General features: G+C 65.2%; 8 protein-coding genes and 2 pseudogenes. 1 reads left to right on the forward strand and 9 read right to left on the reverse strand.

Annotated elements, in window-relative coordinates:
* The first annotated feature begins 149 nt into the window (after nucleotides 1-149).
* A complete protein-coding gene (locus HWX00_RS18190; protein WP_069706541.1) occupies nucleotides 150-983 on the forward strand; it encodes a class II glutamine amidotransferase in 834 nt (277 codons plus the stop codon).
* Nucleotides 984-1,004: 21 nt separating this feature from the next.
* Here the strand turns inward: HWX00_RS18190 and HWX00_RS18195 are convergent, their stop codons facing one another.
* The 9 genes and pseudogenes from HWX00_RS18195 to HWX00_RS18235 form a co-directional block, all read right to left on the reverse strand.
* The gene (locus HWX00_RS18195; protein ID WP_175027615.1) at nucleotides 1,005-1,679 is read right to left on the reverse strand and encodes a GNAT family N-acetyltransferase; all 675 of its coding nucleotides are present in this window, start codon (nucleotides 1,677-1,679) and stop codon (nucleotides 1,005-1,007) included.
* A pseudogene (locus HWX00_RS18200) lies at nucleotides 1,676-3,006 on the reverse strand (aminotransferase class I/II-fold pyridoxal phosphate-dependent enzyme). Before HWX00_RS18200 ends, HWX00_RS18195 begins: the two are co-directional and overlap by 4 nt.
* Nucleotides 3,007-3,070: 64 nt before the next feature.
* Nucleotides 3,071-3,988, reverse strand: a complete 918-nt coding sequence (locus HWX00_RS18205; RefSeq protein WP_175027616.1) for a UDP-3-O-acyl N-acetylglycosamine deacetylase — start codon at nucleotides 3,986-3,988, stop codon at nucleotides 3,071-3,073.
* Nucleotides 3,985-11,616 (reverse strand): type I polyketide synthase, encoded by a 7,632-nt coding sequence (locus HWX00_RS18210; protein WP_175027617.1) that lies wholly within the window; start codon nucleotides 11,614-11,616, stop codon nucleotides 3,985-3,987. Before HWX00_RS18210 ends, HWX00_RS18205 begins: the two co-directional genes overlap by 4 nt.
* A gap of 3 nt (nucleotides 11,617-11,619) precedes the next feature.
* A pseudogene (locus tag HWX00_RS18215) lies at nucleotides 11,620-13,148 on the reverse strand (LTA synthase family protein).
* Complete coding sequence (locus tag HWX00_RS18220) at nucleotides 13,145-13,936, reverse strand: SDR family NAD(P)-dependent oxidoreductase (RefSeq protein ID WP_175027618.1); 792 nt, start codon at nucleotides 13,934-13,936, stop codon at nucleotides 13,145-13,147. Before HWX00_RS18220 ends, HWX00_RS18215 begins: the two are co-directional and overlap by 4 nt.
* Nucleotides 13,929-15,134 (reverse strand): capsule biosynthesis protein, encoded by a 1,206-nt coding sequence (locus HWX00_RS18225; protein ID WP_175027619.1) that lies wholly within the window; start codon nucleotides 15,132-15,134, stop codon nucleotides 13,929-13,931. The genes HWX00_RS18220 and HWX00_RS18225 overlap by 8 nt, the downstream gene beginning before the upstream one ends.
* A 369-nt stretch (nucleotides 15,135-15,503) precedes the next feature.
* Nucleotides 15,504-16,463, reverse strand: a complete 960-nt coding sequence (locus HWX00_RS18230; protein WP_034187193.1) for a phytanoyl-CoA dioxygenase family protein — start codon at nucleotides 16,461-16,463, stop codon at nucleotides 15,504-15,506.
* A gap of 131 nt (nucleotides 16,464-16,594) precedes the next feature.
* A complete protein-coding gene (locus HWX00_RS18235; RefSeq protein ID WP_244131180.1) occupies nucleotides 16,595-18,886 on the reverse strand; it encodes a glycosyltransferase family 2 protein in 2,292 nt (763 codons plus the stop codon).
* Nucleotides 18,887-19,032: the final 146 nt, after the last annotated feature.

Genomic DNA, 19,032 nt, shown 5'->3' on the forward strand with positions numbered 1-19,032 from the left:
GCCGTCCGGCCGGGTGGCCACGCACCTCGCGATGGTTGAAGATTGGCCGGCGTGCTCGCGCCGGCAGCCGCCGCTGCGCCGCGCGCAGGCGCGGGCATGCCGCGAAGTCGGCTACCATGCGCGAACGATCCATCGTGAAGGAGCGTTCCATGTGCCGCTGGCTCGCCTATACGGGTAATCCGATCCATCTGGAAACCGTGCTGTTCCGCGCGAAGCATTCGCTGATCGACCAGAGCCTGCATTCGGAACTCGGTGCCACGACCACCAATGGCGACGGCTTCGGCATCGGCTGGTACGGGCGCCCCGACGAGCTCCCGTTCCGTTACCGGTCCGTCCATCCGGCATGGAACGACCGCAACCTGCGCGAAGCCGCGCGCGCGATCCGCTCGCGAATGTTCATCGCACATATCCGCGCGGCGACCGACACGCCGGTACAGGAAACCAACTGCCACCCGTTCCGCCACGGCCGCTGGCTGTTCGCGCACAACGGGTTGATCCGCGACTTCCACAAGCTGCGCCGCGACCTGACGATGAAGGTCGATCCCGCGCTGTTCCCGACGCTCGAAGGCTCGACCGATTCGGAGCTGATGTTCCGCCTGGCGCTGACTTACGGCCTCGAACAGACGCCGCTGCCGGCACTCGAACGAATGGTCGGCGTGGTCGAGGAAACCGCCGCGCGGCATCGCGTGGCCGATCCGCTCAACATGACGGTCTGCGCGACCGACGGCGACCGGATCATCGCGGTGCGCTATTCGAGCGAACGGCAATCACGCTCGCTGTTCCACAGCACGTCGTTCAAGCACCTGCACGAGTTGTATCCACATAACCCGCGCATCGCCGAAGCCGGCGACGACGCGTTCATGGTCGTGTCGGAACCGCTCGTCGACCTGCGCGGTGCATGGGAGGAAGTGCCGGAGGGGATGGCGATTGTCGCGCATGGCGCGGATGTACTGCAGCAGCCGTTCGCGCCGCGGCACAAGTAGCGGGCGGCGCCGTGCGCGCCGTCAGCCGCGGCGCGAGAACCGCATCCGGATCGAATCGAGCTCGGCCGGCAGCCGGCGCGAACGCTCGCGCCGCCGCGGCAGCGCGGCGAACCCCAGCCGCTCGTACAGCGCCCGGGCGCGCCCGTTGCGGGTCAGCACGTCGAGCACGACCTCGCGGCTGCCGTCGGCCGGCAACGCACCGGCGTCCAGCGCATCGCGGAACAACGCACTGAAGATACCCGTGCCGCGCTGCCGCTCGTCGGTCGCGCAATGCGCGACGAGGATCTGCGAACGCTTCGGCGCCGGGAGCTCCGTTTCGAGGATCAGCCCGCGCAGCAACTGGCCGATCGTGCGGCGCACGCCGAAGAAACGCGCGAGGGCCCACACGACATGCACGTCGTCGAACATCGTCCGATGCCCGTCGTGAATCGCCATCACGGCAAGCACGGTGCCGTCTTGCGCAACCGCGACGCGGTGCCGGCGCCACGAGAAGCGCCCGTGACGCGAGCGGAATGCCCGCTGCAGGAACGCGATGCAGCGCGCGTCGCTTTCGCCGAGAAAGAACCCGAATTCGGCCACGCCGGACGCAAACACGAGCGGCCCGCACGCCGCCGCATCATCCGCATCAGCCGCGCGAAACCGCACGGGCTCGCCGGCGCGCGGAACCGCCCGCACAAACGCGGCGGCCTGCGTCATGCGCTCCGTCCCGCCAGGCGCGACAACACCCGAACCGTCCGGCTGATCTGCTCCGGTTCGTGCGTCGAGCAGATGAAGAAACGCAACCGCGCCGCCTTTTCCTCGACGGCCGGATAGAAGATCGGCTGCACGTTGATCCCTTCGTCGAACATGGCATTCGCCCATTGCGCGGCCTTCAGCGAGCTCCCGGTAATCACCGGCACGACCGCATAACCCGCACTCGTGCCGGTATTCAGCCCGGCGGCGCGCGCCTCGGTCAGGAACTGCCCCCCCCGCGCGCCTGCAGTTGCGCGACGCGCGCCGGCTCCGCCTGCAGGCGTTCGAGCGCGGCCAGCGACGCTTCGGCGAGCGTCGGTGCGAGTCCGACGCTGTACAGAAAACCCGGCGCCAGATGACGCAGCATGTCGACGAGCGGCTGGCAGCCGGCGATGAAACCGCCGCAGCCGGCCAGCGTCTTGCTCATCGTGCCCATCCACATGTCGACCTGATCGGGGGCGACGCCGCAATGCTCGCGGATACCCTTGCCGGTCGCGCCAAGCACGCCGAGCGAGTGAGCCTCGTCGACCAGCAGGAACGCGCCGTGGCGCGTCTTCACGTCGACGAAGCGCTGCAGGTCGGGGAAATCGCCGTCCATGCTGTACAGCCCTTCGATCGCGATCAGCACGTGCCGATATTCGCGGCGCACGCGCGACAGCAGTTCGTCGAGCGCCTGCCAGTCGTTGTGCGGGAAGCTCAACCGCTTCGCGCCGCTCAGCTGCGCGCCCTGCACGATGCTGTTGTGCGCGAGCGCATCGTGGACGACAAGGTCGCCCGGGCCGAACAGCGCGCCGATCACGGTCACGTTGGTCGCATGCCCGCTCACGAACGCAACGCAGTCGTCGGTCTCGTAGAACGCGGCCAGCGCGCGTTCGAGGTCGCGCTGCACCGGGCGTTCGCCCGCGACCATGCGGCTTGCCGATGCCGACGTGCCGTAGCGGTCGATCGCGGCTTTCGCACGCGCGGACACGTCCGGGTCGCCGGCCAGGCCGAGGTAATTGTAGTTCGCGAAGTTCAGGTATTCGCGGCCGCCGATCTGCGTCGTCGCACCGGCGACGCCGTCGTGCACGCGGAAAAACGGCGAGTCGACGCGCAGCTTCTCGCCCATCTCGCGCATGATCCGGACCTGCTGATACTGCGGCATCGATTCGAAGCGGCTGCGCGCCGACGCGGTCTGCGCAGCTGGCGTGCCGGGCACGCCGGGCGCCGCCGCGGCATCGGTCGCGCGTTCCAGTTGCCGTTTCAGGGCTTTCGCCGCCAGTTGCTGGCGAAGATGCTCTCCCAGTGCCATCGCTTCCTTCGCTTTATCTCGAAAAGACGCTATGTTACGCCGCGTATTTTGAAAAAGCGTGGATTCAAGTCTCGGAAAAGTCGGCCCACTGCCACGCATCGGGCGTAGCGAGCAGCGCATCGACCAGCCGGAAGTTCATTTCGTGGCTCGGCCGCAGCGCGCTCACGCGCGCCAGCAGCGGCGCACCGGCCAGCGCGAGATCGCCGACCAGGTCGAGCACGCGATGCCGGACGAACTCTTCCGGCAGCCGCATCCCGCCCAGCACGCGATTGCCGACGATGGACGCGGTACACGACGGCCGCGCGCCGCGCAGGATCGGCACGCCGCGCAGATACCCGGCGACGATCGCCGGCACGGCCCACTTCACGCGCCCGTACGAGCGCGACGGCGCGATTTCGGTCGCGAATGCGGCCGGCGTCAGCGCGCCGTCCCAGTGCATGTCGCCGAAGCCGCGCAGGTCGTTGCGTACGCTCAGTTCATAGCGCGACGCCGGCTCGATCCGCATTTCACGCCGCTGGTCGCCCTCGCCGTCCGTGACGACGACGGGCCGCAGCACACGGATGAAGCGTTTCGGCGCATCGAGCGCGACGCGGCCGCATGCGCGGATCGCATCGACCCACGGCGTTGCGCTGCCATCGAGAATCGGCACCTCCTCCGCGTCGAGCTCGACGATCGCGTGATCGATTTCGCACGCGAGCAGCGACGCAAGCAGATGCTCGACGGTGCGCACGCCGACGCCGTCGGCATTGCGCAGCATCGTGCAGAGCGGCTGCGCGCGGCGCAGCGCGGGATCGACCGGCAGCGTCGCGAGTGTGCGCCCGTGCGCGACGCGGCGGAACGCAATGCCCGTCACGCCGTCTTCCGGGCGTCCGGGCAGGATCCGCACGCCCACCCGGCGCCCCGTGTGCAGCCCGTGCCCGTCGATCGTCAGCGGCTGTGCCAGCGTACCCTGGCGCGTCGCCCAGCCTGCCGGTGCGCTCATCGCGCGACCTCCAGCGTCGGCGACACCTGGCCCGCCACGGGCGCCGGTCGCGTATCGAGCATCGCGCGCGCCTCGCCTTCGATCGCGTGTTTTGCGGCAAGCGCCGCAACCGCCTCCTGAGCGGCATCGGTCGCCGCCCCGGCGTCGGACGCATCGGCCGACGCGCCGATCGAATCGACGATGCGCCCGGCCAGCGTCGTGACCGACGCGCCTTCGGCAATCGCCATCACCGACAGCTTGACCTCGAACGCTTCCTCGACGGCAAGGCCGAGCTCCATCCCCATCAGCGAATCCATGCCCATGTCGAGCACCGACTTGTCGAGCGCGATGCGGTCGGGCGTCATGTGCAGAATCCGCGCAATCTGCGCCTGCAGCGTCCGCGCCACCAGCGCGATCGCTTCGTCGCGCGGCAACGCGAGCACCTCTTCGCGCAGCTGCGTGCCGCCGTCGCGCGCATCGCCGCCGCTCGCGTGCGATTGCAGCAGCGCATACCGGCGCGCCTTCGCGGCCGGCATCCCGCGCGCCACCGCGTGCCAGTCGAGCCGGACCACGGCTTCGCCGGCCGCGCCTGCAACCAGCGTGCGCTCGAGCGCGACCATCGCCTCGTCGGACGTGATCGACGCACCGCCGATCCGCGACTGCAACGCTTCGCGCGTATCGGCGTGGCGTGCGAGGAAACCGACGTCCTCGAGCGGCCCCCAGGCCATGAACGTGCCCGGCAACCCTGCCGCGCGGCGATGTTCGACCAGCGCTTCCAGGAAGGTGTTGGCCGCGACGTAGTTCGATTGCCCCGGATTGCCGAGATAGGTCGTCGCCGACGAATAGACCACGAACAGGTCGAGCGGCAGCGCGCGCGTCGCGCGATGCAGGTTCCACGCGCCGGCCACCTTCGGTGCGAGCACCGCGGCCATGCGTGCATCGTCGAGATTGCGCACGAGACCATCGTCGATCGACATCGCGGAATGCAGCACGCCCTTCAGCGGCACGTCGCGCCGGACGATCGCGGCGATCATCGCGTCGACCGCCGCGGCATCGGTCACGTCGCACGACACGACATCGACGGTGACGCCCAGCGTGTCGCGCCAGCTCGCGACCTCGTCGCGCGCCGCGGCGGCGAGTTCGCCGGAGCGGCTCGCCAGCGTGATCCGGCGCGCGCCGCGCTCGACCATCCAGCGCGCGCTCGCGAAGCCGAGCCCGCCCGTGCCGCCGACCACCAGGTACGCACCCCGCGGATCGAGTGCGAGCGAGCCCGCGCCCGTCACACCGCGCGTCGGCGCCGGCGTGCCGGACGGATAGGTCACGAGCACCTTGCCAATCTGGCGCGCCTGCTGCATGTAGCGGAACGCATCCTCGGCCCGTTCGGCGGGGAACGCGCGATACGGCAGCGGATGCAGCACGCCTGCCGCGAACAGCGCCATCACTTCGCCGAACAGGCGTTCGGTCAGCTCCGGCAACGCGCCCATCAACTGGTCGGCATCGATGCCGAAATAGCTGATGTTGTTGCGGAACGGCCGCAGCCCGATATGGCTGTTTTCGTAGAAATCGCGCTTGCCGAGCTCGAGGAAACGACCGAACGGACGCAGCGTGTCGATGCTGCGCACCATCGCTTCGCCGGCCAGCGAGTTCAGCACGATGTCGATGCCCTGCCCGCCCGTCATCGCGCGGATCTCGTCCGCGAACGCGAGACTGCGCGAATCGAGCACGTGATCGGCGCCAAGCAGGCGCACGAATTCGCGCTTCTCGTCGCTGCCGGCCGTCGCGAACACTTCCGCGCCGAAGTGGCGCGCGAGCTGGATCGCGGCGATCCCGACGCCGCCCGCGCCGCCGTGCACGAGCACGCGTTCGCCGCGGCGCAGCCGCGCGAGTTCGACGAGCGCGTAATACGCGGTGAAGAACGTGGTCGGCACGGTCGCCGCTTCCTCGAACGACAGGCGTTCGGGCTTCGGCGCGATCGCTTGCGCACGCGTCCTGACGCGCGTCGCGAACGATGCCGGCGCGAAGCCGAGCACCGCGTCGCCCGGCGCAAATGCCTTCACCGCGCGGCCGACCCGGACGACGCGGCCGGACAGCTCCATGCCGATAGACGCGCCCGCGAAGCCGGTTTCGACCGCCTCATCGGACAGGAGCCCCATCGCATACATCACGTCGCGGAAATTCAGGCCGGTGGCAACCGGCTCGATTTCCACCTCGTCCTCACCCAACGGGCTTTCGGGCAACGCAAACCATTCGAGATTGCGCAACGAGCCCGGCGCGTCGAACGCGAGCACCGACGCGCGCGCGATCGCGCCATTGCTGCGCGCCGCGGCTTGCGCGGCCGTCAGCATGCGCGGCACCCGCCGCCCGTGTGCGCTCAGGACGACTTCCTCCTCGACCGCCGAGCCGGTCAGCTCGCGAATCAGCGCATCGGGAATCCCGTCCGCCGTCTGGTCGACGTCGATCAGGCGGCACGCGAGTTCGGGATGCTCGTTCGCGAGCACGCGACCGAGGCCCCACAGCGTCGCCTGTTCCGGGTGCGCATTCGCGGCCCCGGCAAACGGCGCGCCGCCGCGCGTGACGACGGTCAGCCGCGTGGCCGCGTTCGGCTGCGCGCCGAGCGCGCGCACGAGTGCCGCCAGCGCGATCGCGCCGTGACGCTGCGCGGCCATCAGGACGTCGCCCGTCGCGGCCTCGGCGAGCGGCGTTTCCGGTGCGCAGAACACGACGTGCGCCGGCTGCCCGGCCGGCAACGACGCAATCGCGTCGGCCGCATGCGCGAGGTCGACGATATCGGCCGGATAGCCCGCCTGCGCCAGCGCATCGGCCAGTTGCCCGCCGAAACCGCCGACCGCATCCGGCGCGTGCATCACGAGCCAGCGTTCGTTGCGTGCGAGCGTTTCGAGATCGCTCGGGTCGCTGCCATGTTGGGCGGCCTTCGTGCTCGCGGGATTGCGCGCGACGACGAACGTCGGCGTGCCGTCCAGGTCGAGCGATTGCTCGACGTGCCGCACAACGTCGACGTAGCCTGCGCGCGCGAGCGCGGCCTCGAGATCGGCCGGCGCCAACGGCACGGGCGTGTCGGCTTCCGTCGACGCCGCCTGCGCGGCGAACACGATGTCGGAGAAACGGCCGCGGCGCGACTCGGCCAGCAACAGCAATCCACCGGGCGCCAGCCACGACCGCATCGCATGCAGCGCGTCGGCCACGTCGTGACGGCCGCTCAGCGCGCGGTTCGCGACAATCAGGTCGTAAGGCCCAGTGTCGTCGGCCGACAGCGACAATCGCTCGCCCGACTGCAGCGCCACCGTGCGCACCGCCGCTTCCGCGTCCGTGTCGAACCCGGCCAGCTGGCCGGCCGTCGCGGCAATCGTGTGATCGCAGCGTGCGGCCGCGAGATGCATGCCGAGCGTCTGCAGCACGTCGCCGTCCGTCGCACCGAGTTCGAGCACGCGCAGCCGGCGTGCCGGCTGCCATGCGTCGACCGCGTGCCCGACGCCGGCCGTCAGCAGCGCGTGCACGTGCTGCCAGGTCGGCGACGCGGCAAGGAGTTGCTCGACCAGACTGTGGCCGGTCGGCGACAGCCAGCGTGCGCCATCCTTCGCGCCGCTCAGCACGTCGGCCAACGCCGCGCCGCAATGCGCAAGCAGCGTCAGCTCGGCCACGTGCGCCGGCGATTCGGCCAGCAGCCCGCGCCACAGCTCGTCGAGCGGCGGCAACGCCGCGCACGCCGCGTCGTCGCGTACGAGGTGCCCGCCGTCGCGATGGGCCAAGCCGTCCTCGACGAGCATGTCGGCAAGACGCGCCGCCAGCGCCGCACGCCCGGGCGCCGGCTGCCAGGTGTCGGCGAACGCGCCGAGCGCATCGAATGCGCGCAGCACGTAGAGGCTCGCGAGCACGTCGAGCAGCGGCAGGATTTCGGTCAGATGCCGCGTGCGGCGGCCGTCGTCCTCGGCCGTCTCGAGCCGGGCGACCGCCTGCGCAAGCAGCGCGTCGGGCGCCGGCAGACCGGCCGCATCGACATCGCCCGGCAGCGGCGCCTCTTCGAGGCGGTACACGAAGCGCGCAGGCAGGTTCTGCCGGCGGCCGACGAGGTCGACGCGCCGGAACCGGCAAGCGCCGAGCCGCGCGACGATCGCGCCTTGCGCGTCGAGGAATTCGAAATGCGCGACGACCGAATGCGGGCTGCGCCGGTCGATCCGCGCGAGCACGCGAGCGACCGTATCGCCGCGCAGGTAGTCGACCCGGCCGATCTGCACCGGCACGTAAGCCGGACGCTCGCCATCGCGCGCGTGCGCGGCGAGCAGCGCGAACAGCGGATGAAACCCGCTGTCCATCAGCGCCGGATGCAGCAGATAGGCGGACAACGCCCGCGCATCGCCGCATGCGGCGGGTGCCGAGACATCGGCCAGCGCCGCGTCGTCGCCCGCGGCGACCCGCAGGCTCCGGACCCAGCGGAACGCCGGCCCGTACGTGAGGCCGATCGCTGCGGTGTTCGCGTACAGCGTGTCGCCGTCGGCGGCCGGCAGCGCAAGCAGGCGCTCGAGCGTACCGGACGGGACGACCCGCGCGGCGCCGAGCGCGCAGCCGCTTTCCAGCATCCGCCCCGTCACGTTCAGCGTCCATGCGCCGTCCGACATCCGGTCGCGCGTCTCGATCGTGAAGGTCGCGGTGCGCGGCTCGATCACGAGCCGGAACAGCTTCGACTGCTGCGGCTGGAACACGACCGGCGTGCGGATCTCGACGTTTTCGAGTGCCGCATCCGGCGTATCGAAAAAGGTGCGCGCAGCGGCAAGCGCCATTTCGACGTAACCCGCGCCCGGGAACGCCACGCCGCCGTCGACGACGTGATCGGCCAGCATCGGCAGCTTCGCCGGATCAAGCTGGTTTTCCCAGCCGAATGCATGTTCATGCAGGCGATAGCCGAGCAGCGGATGCTCGCGGCGGCGATTGACGAGGCCGTAGCCTTCGACGGTCGGCGTCAGCCAGAACCGGTCGCGCTGCCACGGATAGGACGGCAATGCCGCGCGCGACGTGCCCGGTGCAAAGCGATCCGGATCGACGCTCGCACCGTGCGCGATCGCCGCGAGAATCGCCTGTCGCAGCGTCGCCGCGCTGCCGTGATCGCGCTTGAGCGTCGGCAGCGCCGTGCCGGCCACGCCGGCAGCCGTGAACGCCTGCTTCACGTACGTGCGCAGGATCGAATGCGGCGACACTTCCACGAACAGCCGGACGCCCTGCTCGATCAGGTACGCGATGCCGTCACCGAAGCGCACGGGCTCGCGGATGTTGCGCCACCAGTAGCGCGCGTCGAGCTCGGTACCGGAGAACGCCCCGCCGGTCACGGTCGATACGAACGTACCGTTGCCCGGTTGCGGCCGCAGGCTGGCCAGTTCGGCCAGCACGATCGGCTCGATGCGATCCATGTGGCTGCTGTGGAACGCGTAGTCGAGATCGAGCATCTGGAAGAACTTGCCGCTGCCGCGCAGCGCGGCCTCCAGTGCCTGTAGGCCCTGCAGTTCGCCCGCGAGCGTGACCGCGTCGGGGCTGTTGATGCCGGCGATTTCGACGCGCCGCGCGAGCCCGTGGCGCGCGATCAGTTCGCGTGCGGCCGCGTCGCCGATGCCGACCGCGGCCATCCGGCCGCTGCCGCGCGTCATCGCCTGCGCGCGGCTGCGGATCTTGATCACGCGCACCGCATCGGCGAGCGACAGCGCACCCGTCACCCACGCCGCGGCAATCTCGCCGACGCTATGGCCGATCGCCGCGTCGTAACGCATCCCGCGCGCATCGATCACGCGGATCATGCCGACCTGGATCGCGAACAGCAGCGGCTGCGCGTTCTCGGTCGCGGCGAGCCATTCGGCGCCCGCGCCGGCCAGCCATTCCGCGCCCGGGCCGCCGCGCATCACGTCGACGAGCGATGGGCTGCCGTCGGCGCACCACAGCGCGTCGACTTCGTCGAGCGCCGCGCGGAAGACGGCGTTTTCCGCGTAGAGTTCGTTGCCCATCCCGACCCACTGGCAACCGTTGCCCGAGAACACGAGCGCGGTGCGCGGCGTGTCCGCGGGCGCCTGACCGGTGACCACGCAGGCCGGCACGCCTTCCCGCGCCGGCTGAGCCAGTGCCGCCAGCGCCGCGCGGCCTTCGGCCACGTCGGCCGGCGCGATGATCGCGCGATGTTCGAGCCATTGACGGCGGCGTGCGGCCGCGGCGGCAAGCGCCTGCCAGTCGCCGCCGTTGTCGAGCGTCGCCAGATAGCGGCCCGCGAGCGCGCCGAGCGCAGTCGCGCTGCGCGCGGTCAGCACGAGCGGAGACAGCGCATCGGCCGGTTCCGGCGCAGCCGTCGACACGTCGCGGGCAGCCGGCGCCTCGGTCAGCACGACGTGTGCGTTCGTGCCGCCGAAACCGAACGAGTTGACGCCGACCGTCAGCGGCGCGTCGCCCGCGTCGAGCGGCATGAAGCGATCGACGACGCGCAGGTGCCCGCCGTCGAAATCGATGCCGGGATTGGGCGTGACGAAATGCAGCGAGCGCGGCACCGCGCGATGCTTCAGGCACAGCACGGCCTTCAGCAGGCCGGCCATGCCGGAGGCCGTTTCAAGGTGGCCGATGTTGGTCTTCACCGAACCGATGAGTAGCGGACGGTCCGCCGGGCGCTGGCCCGACACGACGTCGATCAGCGCGCGCGCCTCGATCGGATCGCCGACCGCCGTGCCGGTGCCGTGCGCCTCGAGGTACGCGAGCGACTGCGGATCGATACCGGCGCGCGCGTACACGCTGCGCAGCAGCGACGCTTGCGCGGCCGCGCCGGGCACACTGATGCCGCCCGGCGAGTGGCCGACCGAGTTCACGCCGGAGCCGGCGATCACCGCATGGATCGTGTCGCCGTCGGCGAGCGCGCGATCGAGCGGCTTGAGCACCACGAGCGCGCCGCCTTCGGAGCGAACATAACCATCGCCGGTCGCATCGAATGCGCGGCAACGGCCGCGCGGCGACAGCATCGACGCCTTGGAGAAGCTGACGAAGCCGAACGGATGCAGCAGCAGGTTGACGCCGCCCGCGAGCGCCATCTCGGCTTCGCCGGACTGCAGCGCCTTGACGGCCTGGTGGAGCGCGACGAGCGACGACGAGCACGCCGTGTCGACGGACATGCTCGGACCGCGCAGGTCGAACAGGTAGGACACGCGGTTCGACGCGATGCTCAGTGTGTTGCCGGTCGCCGAATACGGATCGATCACGTTCAGATCGTCCATGTTGCGGTTGCCGTAATCCATGCTGGCAGCGCCGACGAACACGCCGCAGTTGCTGCCGCGCATGTCGGCCGGGCGCACGCCCGCGTCCTCGAACGCTTCCCATGCGAGTTCGAGCAGCAGGCGTTGCTGCGGGTCCATCTGGGCCGCTTCGCGCGGGGAAATGCCGAAGAATGCGGCGTCGAAGCCGGCGACGTTGTCGAGCACGCCGGCCGCGAACGTGTAGCTCTTGCCCGGTTCGCGCTTGGACGGGTGCTGGTAGAAATCGGTGCCGAAGCGGTCGGCGGGGATTTCGGTCACTGCGTCGCGTTCGTCGCGCAGCAGTTGCCAGAAGTCGCCGAGATTGTTAGCGCTCCCGGGAAACCGACAAGCCACCCCAATTATTGCAATCTTACTGTTCATCTTTTATGTCGCTTTCTCGGATGCGTGCGGCTCTTCCACGCGATTTCCGTCATCTTGTACCACATGCAAAAGTACCGACCCGAGTTCTTCGGCAGCCAGGTCACGGCGTTCGGGAGTATCCGTGCCGTAGTTCCGCCATATGAAGTAGTCGCTGTTTTGCGGTGTAACGCCTAGTTTTTCGAATACATGAGGCAGCGCGGGAACGTGGTCGCCGTAGAAACAAACGACTGTTTCACGATCGCTGGTACGCAAATGATCGAGCAAGCGCCCGATCATTGCGTCGGCATTTTCAATGTGCCGTAGATATGCGGTCAGGTCGCGCCAGGAGGCGTCTTCGCCAAGAGTATGCCTCGAAGACGATTCTCCGGGTAAAACCTGCTCCAGGTGCAGGGGGCCGTGGTTTTCCATTGTCATTGCGAAGATGAAGCGCGGTTTCTTGCGCTCGCCTTCCAGCAAGGCAATCACTGCGTCCAGCACGGCGGCGTCGGAGATATACGGGCCGGCACGCGGCGCGTCGGCAAAGTATTCGATATCGAGAAATGTGTCGAATCCCAACAACGGAAAGACACGATTGCGGCCAAAGAAATCGGCGTAGTACGGATGAAGCGCCAGCGTCTCGTAACCGCCGCGGCCGAACCAGCTTGCGATCGACGCGCCCGCGCGACGCACGAACGCATATGGATAAAAGCGCGCGTAACCGAGGCGCTCGAACGACAGGCCGGTCAGCATCGAGAATTCCGTGCGCATCGTGTTTGCGCCCCATGCCGGCACCGAAAGCTCGCCATAGCAGACCGCTTCGCGTTTCGCGCGATCGAAACGGGAAAGGACGGCAGGCGCAATCGCGGGTGAGATGCGTCGCACGTCAAAGAGCGATTCGCTCTGGATCACGATGACGTCGGGGCGCTGCACCGACGTACCCGAGACGAAGGGGCCCGCTTCGACCACGCGCCGGAAGGCTTCGAATGCCGCGGGACGCATGCCGTTCAGCAAGTATGCGATGAAGACTGCGAAAAACCGTGACGGCGCTGATCTTCCTCGGCGTCGAGCGCCAATGGCAGGTGAGCTGCAATGTATCGCGCCAGTAAGAATGTAAAAACTGCAACAGCCGCCAGCGCGAGCACCGGACTCGGCGTGACGGGCGCCTCGGCGAGATAGCCAGTGACGACGAGCACGATCCCCGCGCCGATCGCCACGACCTTGCCCGCGCTCAGGAACGGCAGATAGAGCCGCGGGTGCGAGAACAACTGACTGAACAGGCTGAGATCGGTAAAAACGAACGGTTCGCGCAGGGATTCATATTTGGCATTGCTCACAACCGCGACGAGCCCGACCAGCGCGACCGCGACGGATGCAGAAAAGATCGGGCGCGCGGTGGCTAGCAGCATCAGCGCCGCGAAGAACACAACAGAAACCACGTGCAACAGCAGCGCATCTGTGCGACGCCGCAACGACGCACGCGGAATTGCGATCAGGTCCGGCAGAAACGATATGCCTGCCGCAACGGCGAGCGCGAGCCAGATAGCGCCCGTCAATTTACGTCTTCCTTGCCGGGCAGATACGAAAGCTTGTCGAGAATTGCATCGGCCAGCGTGATGGGCAACACGGTCAGGATGCGCATGCCGAACGCAAGCAGGCCCGGGAATGCGATTTCCGCGCGCCCGGCATCGAGCTTTCTGCGGATATATGCCGCGGCCTGCCCGGCAGTCCACATGAACGGCTTGTCACCGGGGAAAACGTCGCTCATCGACGTCTTGACAAAACCGGGAAGAATGACCGAGACACCGATTCCGTCTCGCTTCAGCAGCGGACGAACAGAATCGGCATAGGCCTTGATCGCCGATTTGCTTGCGCAGTACGCGGGCGAAATCGCCATGCCGCGAAGCGCAGCCAGGGAACTGACCGCGGCGATGCGGCCGCGCTTGCGGGCACGCATGCGTTCGACAACCGGGAGGACCGTGTGCATCGCACCGTAGAAATTCGTATCGACGACGGTGGTGATACGGTCGAGGTCCTCCCGGTCAGATGCGGAGGACAGCGTGCTCGCGACGCCAGCATTGGCGATGAGCAGCTCGATCGGATACTGATCGTCGAAACGATGCAGCCACTCGCGAACCGGTTCGGCGTCCCGCACGTCGACGATACCGACAATCACTGTCGCGCCTCGCGCGCGGCAGGCCGCCGCGGTCGATTCGAGTTGCGCTTCGTTCCGTCCGATGATGCCGAGCACGGCGCCGGATTGCGCATACGCAAGCGCAAGCGCACGCCCGATGCCCGCGCTTGCTCCCGTGACTACGACGCTCCGGATCGGCGCCCTAGTCATCCGCACGCTCTAGCCGGGCGACCGCGCCCGCAATGGCCATTGCGATACCGGACCGGGTGTAGAAATCGCCGTTGATCTGCGTGTGATGCATCACATAGTCGAGGAACGCGTGATAAAGGTCCATATCAGGAGGCATCCCGCCAAGCCAAAAGTCATCGAGATCACCCTGCCAGGTCAGGCCGCTCAGATTGTAGATAGCCGATCCAAGCGCGACCAACGGCCGCTTGTGATGCAGCGCGGACAACCCGACCGTGCTATTGATGACCACGACCCCGCGTGCGCGTTCAAGCAATGTCGGAAGATGGCCGGCGTCGATGAAACGAATCCGATCTTCCATGCCTGCGGCACGCGCAATTTTAAGCGAAAAATTGCGATACTCGATCAGCCCTGTGTCCAGCGGGTGATTTTTGATGACCAGCAGCGCATCTGGCGGCGCATATCGCGCGAAGGATTCCAAAACATGGCTGATTGCCGCCCGAATTCCATCGAAAGAAGAATGCACGACGATTTGCGCATCCGAATTCAATTGAAGAGGAAACAGGTAGTAAGGCCGCACGCCGTCGAGCAATTCCCGCGTTACGCGCTCTGCTTCACGCCGGTGCTTGCGCTGCAGAAGCATCCGGACAGCGAGCCCTGAATACTCGAGAAATCCATTTTTAGGCCGGTGACTGCGATACTTCGGAAAACGGGGCCAGCACATCGCGTTTGCAAAACGATACGCAATGTCGTGGAACGCGCGCTCGTACAGGTTATAGCCCGTGGCCTGCCACTGCTCGGCAGGCGGTGTCACGCTGCGTTGCTGCAGATACCAGGCGGGATCGCGCGGCAGCAACGAGCGCCCGTTGACACCGTGGCTCTCCAGCGTGATCCAGTGCGGCCGGACGTAACCTTCTTCGAATACGTGAACCCGCAGATCATGCTCAGCCGAGACCGCCAGCATCTCGCGATGTATGTCGCGGCAGTCGCCGAACATGACGACGTCGGTGATTCCTTCTCGCCTCACGACATCGTCGTACCACTGCGGCAAATTCCCAACCTCGCCGCGATAATTCAAAACAGCCCCTGTCCCACCATACAACAAATCGCCACCGCAAAAATTTACTCGATGGACGGCAAACCCCTTGTCCTGGAGGGCACGCGCGAGTTGATAGAAAAAAAGCGAGGCAGTGCCTTGCAGCACGAGAAACGAGCGCGGCATCTAAGTTATTGAATCGAGGATCGAAGAGACGCTAAGCACGAGCGCAATGATTTGGAAAGGCACATGTAATGCGCGCAATCCCCGTAATCTCTCGTGTCAGCCTCAATGGCTGAATGAGGCGGCGATGACCGCCGCAAGGTAGGGAGGATACCTCATTGCAATGCAAATGAGAAATATGCGTGATCGTCAAAAAAACGACATATACCCCTCTCCGAATCCGCTTTCGCACGAGCGTCGCATATTTGCGGGTGGACCGGCTCGACAGGAGGCCGGCATCCGCACCGATTGCTTCTCCATGCCGTCCGCCTCGTCGCCGGCCTGGGGCCCGGCGCGTCGCAGGGACGCCCCGCCTTCCGCATTCGGCACGCATCACCCCTGCATCCACTTGCGCAGTCGTCCCGTCAAGGTTCGCGATTTGCGCGGCATGCCGCCGGCCGGCGACTGCGTGACCATCTCGCCAAGATAGGAATTGGGTTTGGGTGTACCGTCGACGATGTTGACCAGATTGCGAAGCTGCAAACGGCCCAGGTATTCGTCGGAAAACGCGGGCGTATAGTAGACGCAATCATCGAAAAAATAGTGCGTCACTTGCGACCAGCGTGACATGGCGGGATCGATTTGCGGACTCCCGCCGTGCAGCAGATTGGCACACCAGATCAGCGCCTGCCCTTTACGCGCTTCGAATGTCTTGATGGTGGCGCCCTTTGCCGCCACCATGCAATCCCAGATTTCCTGATAGGGCAATTGCGCCGATTCGCCGGACACCCCAAACCCGCGCCGACCGGCCGTTGCATTGTCGATCATCGGCCAGTTGTGCGATCCGGGGACCAGTTGAAGCGGCCCTGACTCCGGCGAGATGTCTTCGAGAGCGACCCACACCCCGCACATGAAGCGCTGCGGGATCGACGAGAAATGCACCGCGTCGGTATGCAACGGTTGCTGCGTACCAACCCGGAAATTGAGCGTCTGGAATGGAAATGCGGCCCGACCATACAAGCGTTCGAGCAAATCCAGCATCTGACGATTGGTGGCAATCGCCTTGACGTCCGGGTCCTTTATCCACGCGTCCTGGATACGGCCAGCACCATGGACCACGCCATCGCTACTCAGTCCCGTTTCGACAAACTGCCCGGCCAGGCGCTCGCGAATACGCGTAATCCGCGCATCGAGTTCAGCATCGGGAAAATCGATCACCGCATAGCCGTTGCGATTCAACGCCCGCGCAATCTCGCGCTCGCCGGACGTCAACTCCGCCTGCTCAATCTCGGCGTCGAACAGTGGGGACTCGATCAACGGAATGCCCGGAAGCAGACGCTTTTTTACATCCATGAATACTCCTTTTGCGTTACCTTACCCTCTCCGGGATACACCAGGGGGGGGATCACATAACAGCCAAAAATCCTATTCCTTCACGGAATCCCGCCTGTATTCCGGAAGAATTTTAAAATAGCAAAAACAACTCATTTCGCTCGAACTTGCCAGGGATTATATACCCTTGAAAAATCCGAAATAGCAAAATCCTCCCGATCAAGGGTCAAATTTTCATTGTAGTACGGATCATTAAATTGATCGGTTCGCCACCTGGAAAGCATGAAGCTCTTCTCCCCATTAAATCTGGCGCGCTTCTCGGGAGACATCTGATCATCGCCCCTGCTATAGGATTCATAGTGATACAAGACTGCGTAAGGGGTCCACAATATTCGATAGCCCGCTTCCCGCACACGAAGGCACAAATCGACATCGTTGAATGCCACCGGAAGATTTTCTTCGTCAAATCCACCAACAGCTTGAAACACTTCACGCCGCATGACCAGGCACGCTCCCGTGACTGCCGAGAAATTCTGCGTCAACATCGCACGCCCGGCATAGCCCGGGTGCGCCGCGGGATACAACTTGTGCGCATGGCCGGCGAAACCGCCAATCCCCATCACCACGCCCGCATGTTGGATGAATCCGTCCGCGTAGAGCAGCTTCGCCCCTACGGCACCGATCTCCGGGCGCCACGCGTGCGAAACCATCTCTTTCAACCAGTCCGGCTCGCTTGCTTCCACGTCGTCATTCAAAAAACACAGCACATCGCCTGATGCATGCTTGACAGCGAAGTTGTTTATTGACGAGTAGTTGAAAGGGAAATCATACTTCAAAACCATCACACCGATTTTCGCCGACAGGGACTGCAAATAATCAACCGTCTCCCGGCTTTCGCTTTGATTATCGACCACGATGACCTCCAGGTTCTCATAGGAGGTTCCGTGAAACAGGCTATGGATGCATTTCTTCAATAACGGGCCGCCATCTCGAGTCGGTATGATGACGGTGACCCTTGGTGCGGGCGTGGGCACCGGATACTGCACCCGATAAGTTCCAGCTAGATGCCCGCAGGAAACGCTCACTCCGGGTTGATCCTTGAAGTAATCCGAAAGCGCCCTCTGCCCGGCCTGGCCAATGCCATTGTCCGGATCGCATCCGGGCCCATTCCCACGCCGGGAATGATAGAGCACGCGCGGGATATGACAAATCTGGGACGCCGTGCTCGCTTTCACGCAACGAAGTGCGAGATCGTAGTCCTGAGCGCCCTCGAATTCGACCCGAAACCCGCCTATCTCGCGCAAGACGGATGTTCTATACGCAGCCAGATGCGAAATCAGATCGCAGGAGAAAAACAGGTCAGGGTTCCAGGAACTCTTGAAACAGCCATCGCCTCGAATCCCGTTTCGATCGATTTCATCCTTGTCTGAATATATTACATTCAGTCCATCAATTTCATTGACCTTCAAGGCAACGAAATAAAGTGCGTGAAGCGAGAGAACATCATTTCGGCCGAGAATCGTGGCGAACTCCCCCGTCGCCATCTCGAGGGCACTATTTTCAGCGATTGATACGCATCCACCCATCTCCCGAGAAACAATCTTTACCCGATCATCTTTTCCAGAAACCGACTCCAAATACGAAACCACTTCCGGATCATTCACCTCGTCGGCAGCAATGCATAATTCCCAATTTTCATAGATCTGCCCGAAAACGGACTGCACGGCAGATTTCAAGTAATCGATCGATGCCTCACACGCCGGCATCAGAACCGAAATCAACGGCTTCTTGATGAAAGAATCGATGTGCTGCCTGATCTCTGAAATATCGGATTGACGCAAGGTATCAAATTTTCTTACATACGATTCGTAATCCATCGGAGCAGAATGGAATCGCAATTTTGCACAATCCGCGTATGCGCCCTCCAGATCCGTCAACAAACGAGTCCAAGTGAGATTGTATTTTCTTGCTTGATTGGTATTTTTGAATTTTATCAGATCACCGATTACCTGCCCGGCCATTCTGATAACCTTCTCTGCACGAGTTATTCGAGTGATTCGCAGAAACTCCAACCGGACGATACCTTCGCCACACATGGGCGACAGCCGCAAACGGCGCGCCCCGGGCGAGATTCTGACGACATGTTTGACAATTCCCAGCCGAGTCGCGGGAATGACAAAGGACTCTGCATCGGTAAAACCCAATCCGGTATCCACGTGGAGCCGGGCCACCAGATGCGCGCCCCGCCGGATCATCCTGGATTCGATATGCACCCAGCCCGTCGGGACGACATCGGCCCCGCTCTCCGGCGCCAGATCGAAGAGGGGATGCTCGCCTGTCGACATCCAGTCGGAAGACGTCGGCCCGGACAAAGCCAGATCCCGGACAGGATTGACCTTGAATCGAACGGTTCGACGCACAATCGACAGGAGAAAATCTTTCATATTGATCGAAAATGGAGAAGCTACCGGCGACAAATCGGTCCCGCCGCCCGAGATGTCGCGCGCGGCGCGCAAGCGGAGACAGCGTACATACAGTCTCGCGCCCCCGTCATGCACCGTCCGAGCGAGTACGGTGAAGCACATCAAGT

Origin of the sequence: Burkholderia seminalis DSM 23518, assembly GCF_902832885.1 — a bacterium.
GTDB lineage: Bacteria > Pseudomonadota > Gammaproteobacteria > Burkholderiales > Burkholderiaceae > Burkholderia > Burkholderia seminalis.

Excerpts from the sequence above, each read along its gene's own strand:
- HWX00_RS18190 (WP_069706541.1), top strand. The coding sequence starts at position 150 with ATGTGCCGCTGGCTCGCCTATACGGGTAATCCGATCCATCTGGAAACC.
- HWX00_RS18195 (WP_175027615.1), bottom strand. The coding sequence starts at position 1,679 with ATGACGCAGGCCGCCGCGTTTGTGCGGGCGGTTCCGCGCGCCGGCGAG.
- HWX00_RS18205 (WP_175027616.1), bottom strand. The coding sequence starts at position 3,988 with ATGAGCGCACCGGCAGGCTGGGCGACGCGCCAGGGTACGCTGGCACAG.
- HWX00_RS18210 (WP_175027617.1), bottom strand. The coding sequence starts at position 11,616 with ATGAACAGTAAGATTGCAATAATTGGGGTGGCTTGTCGGTTTCCCGGG.
- HWX00_RS18220 (WP_175027618.1), bottom strand. The coding sequence starts at position 13,936 with ATGACTAGGGCGCCGATCCGGAGCGTCGTAGTCACGGGAGCAAGCGCG.
- HWX00_RS18225 (WP_175027619.1), bottom strand. The coding sequence starts at position 15,134 with ATGCCGCGCTCGTTTCTCGTGCTGCAAGGCACTGCCTCGCTTTTTTTC.
- HWX00_RS18230 (WP_034187193.1), bottom strand. The coding sequence starts at position 16,463 with ATGGATGTAAAAAAGCGTCTGCTTCCGGGCATTCCGTTGATCGAGTCC.
- HWX00_RS18235 (WP_244131180.1), bottom strand. The coding sequence starts at position 18,886 with ATGAAAGATTTTCTCCTGTCGATTGTGCGTCGAACCGTTCGATTCAAG.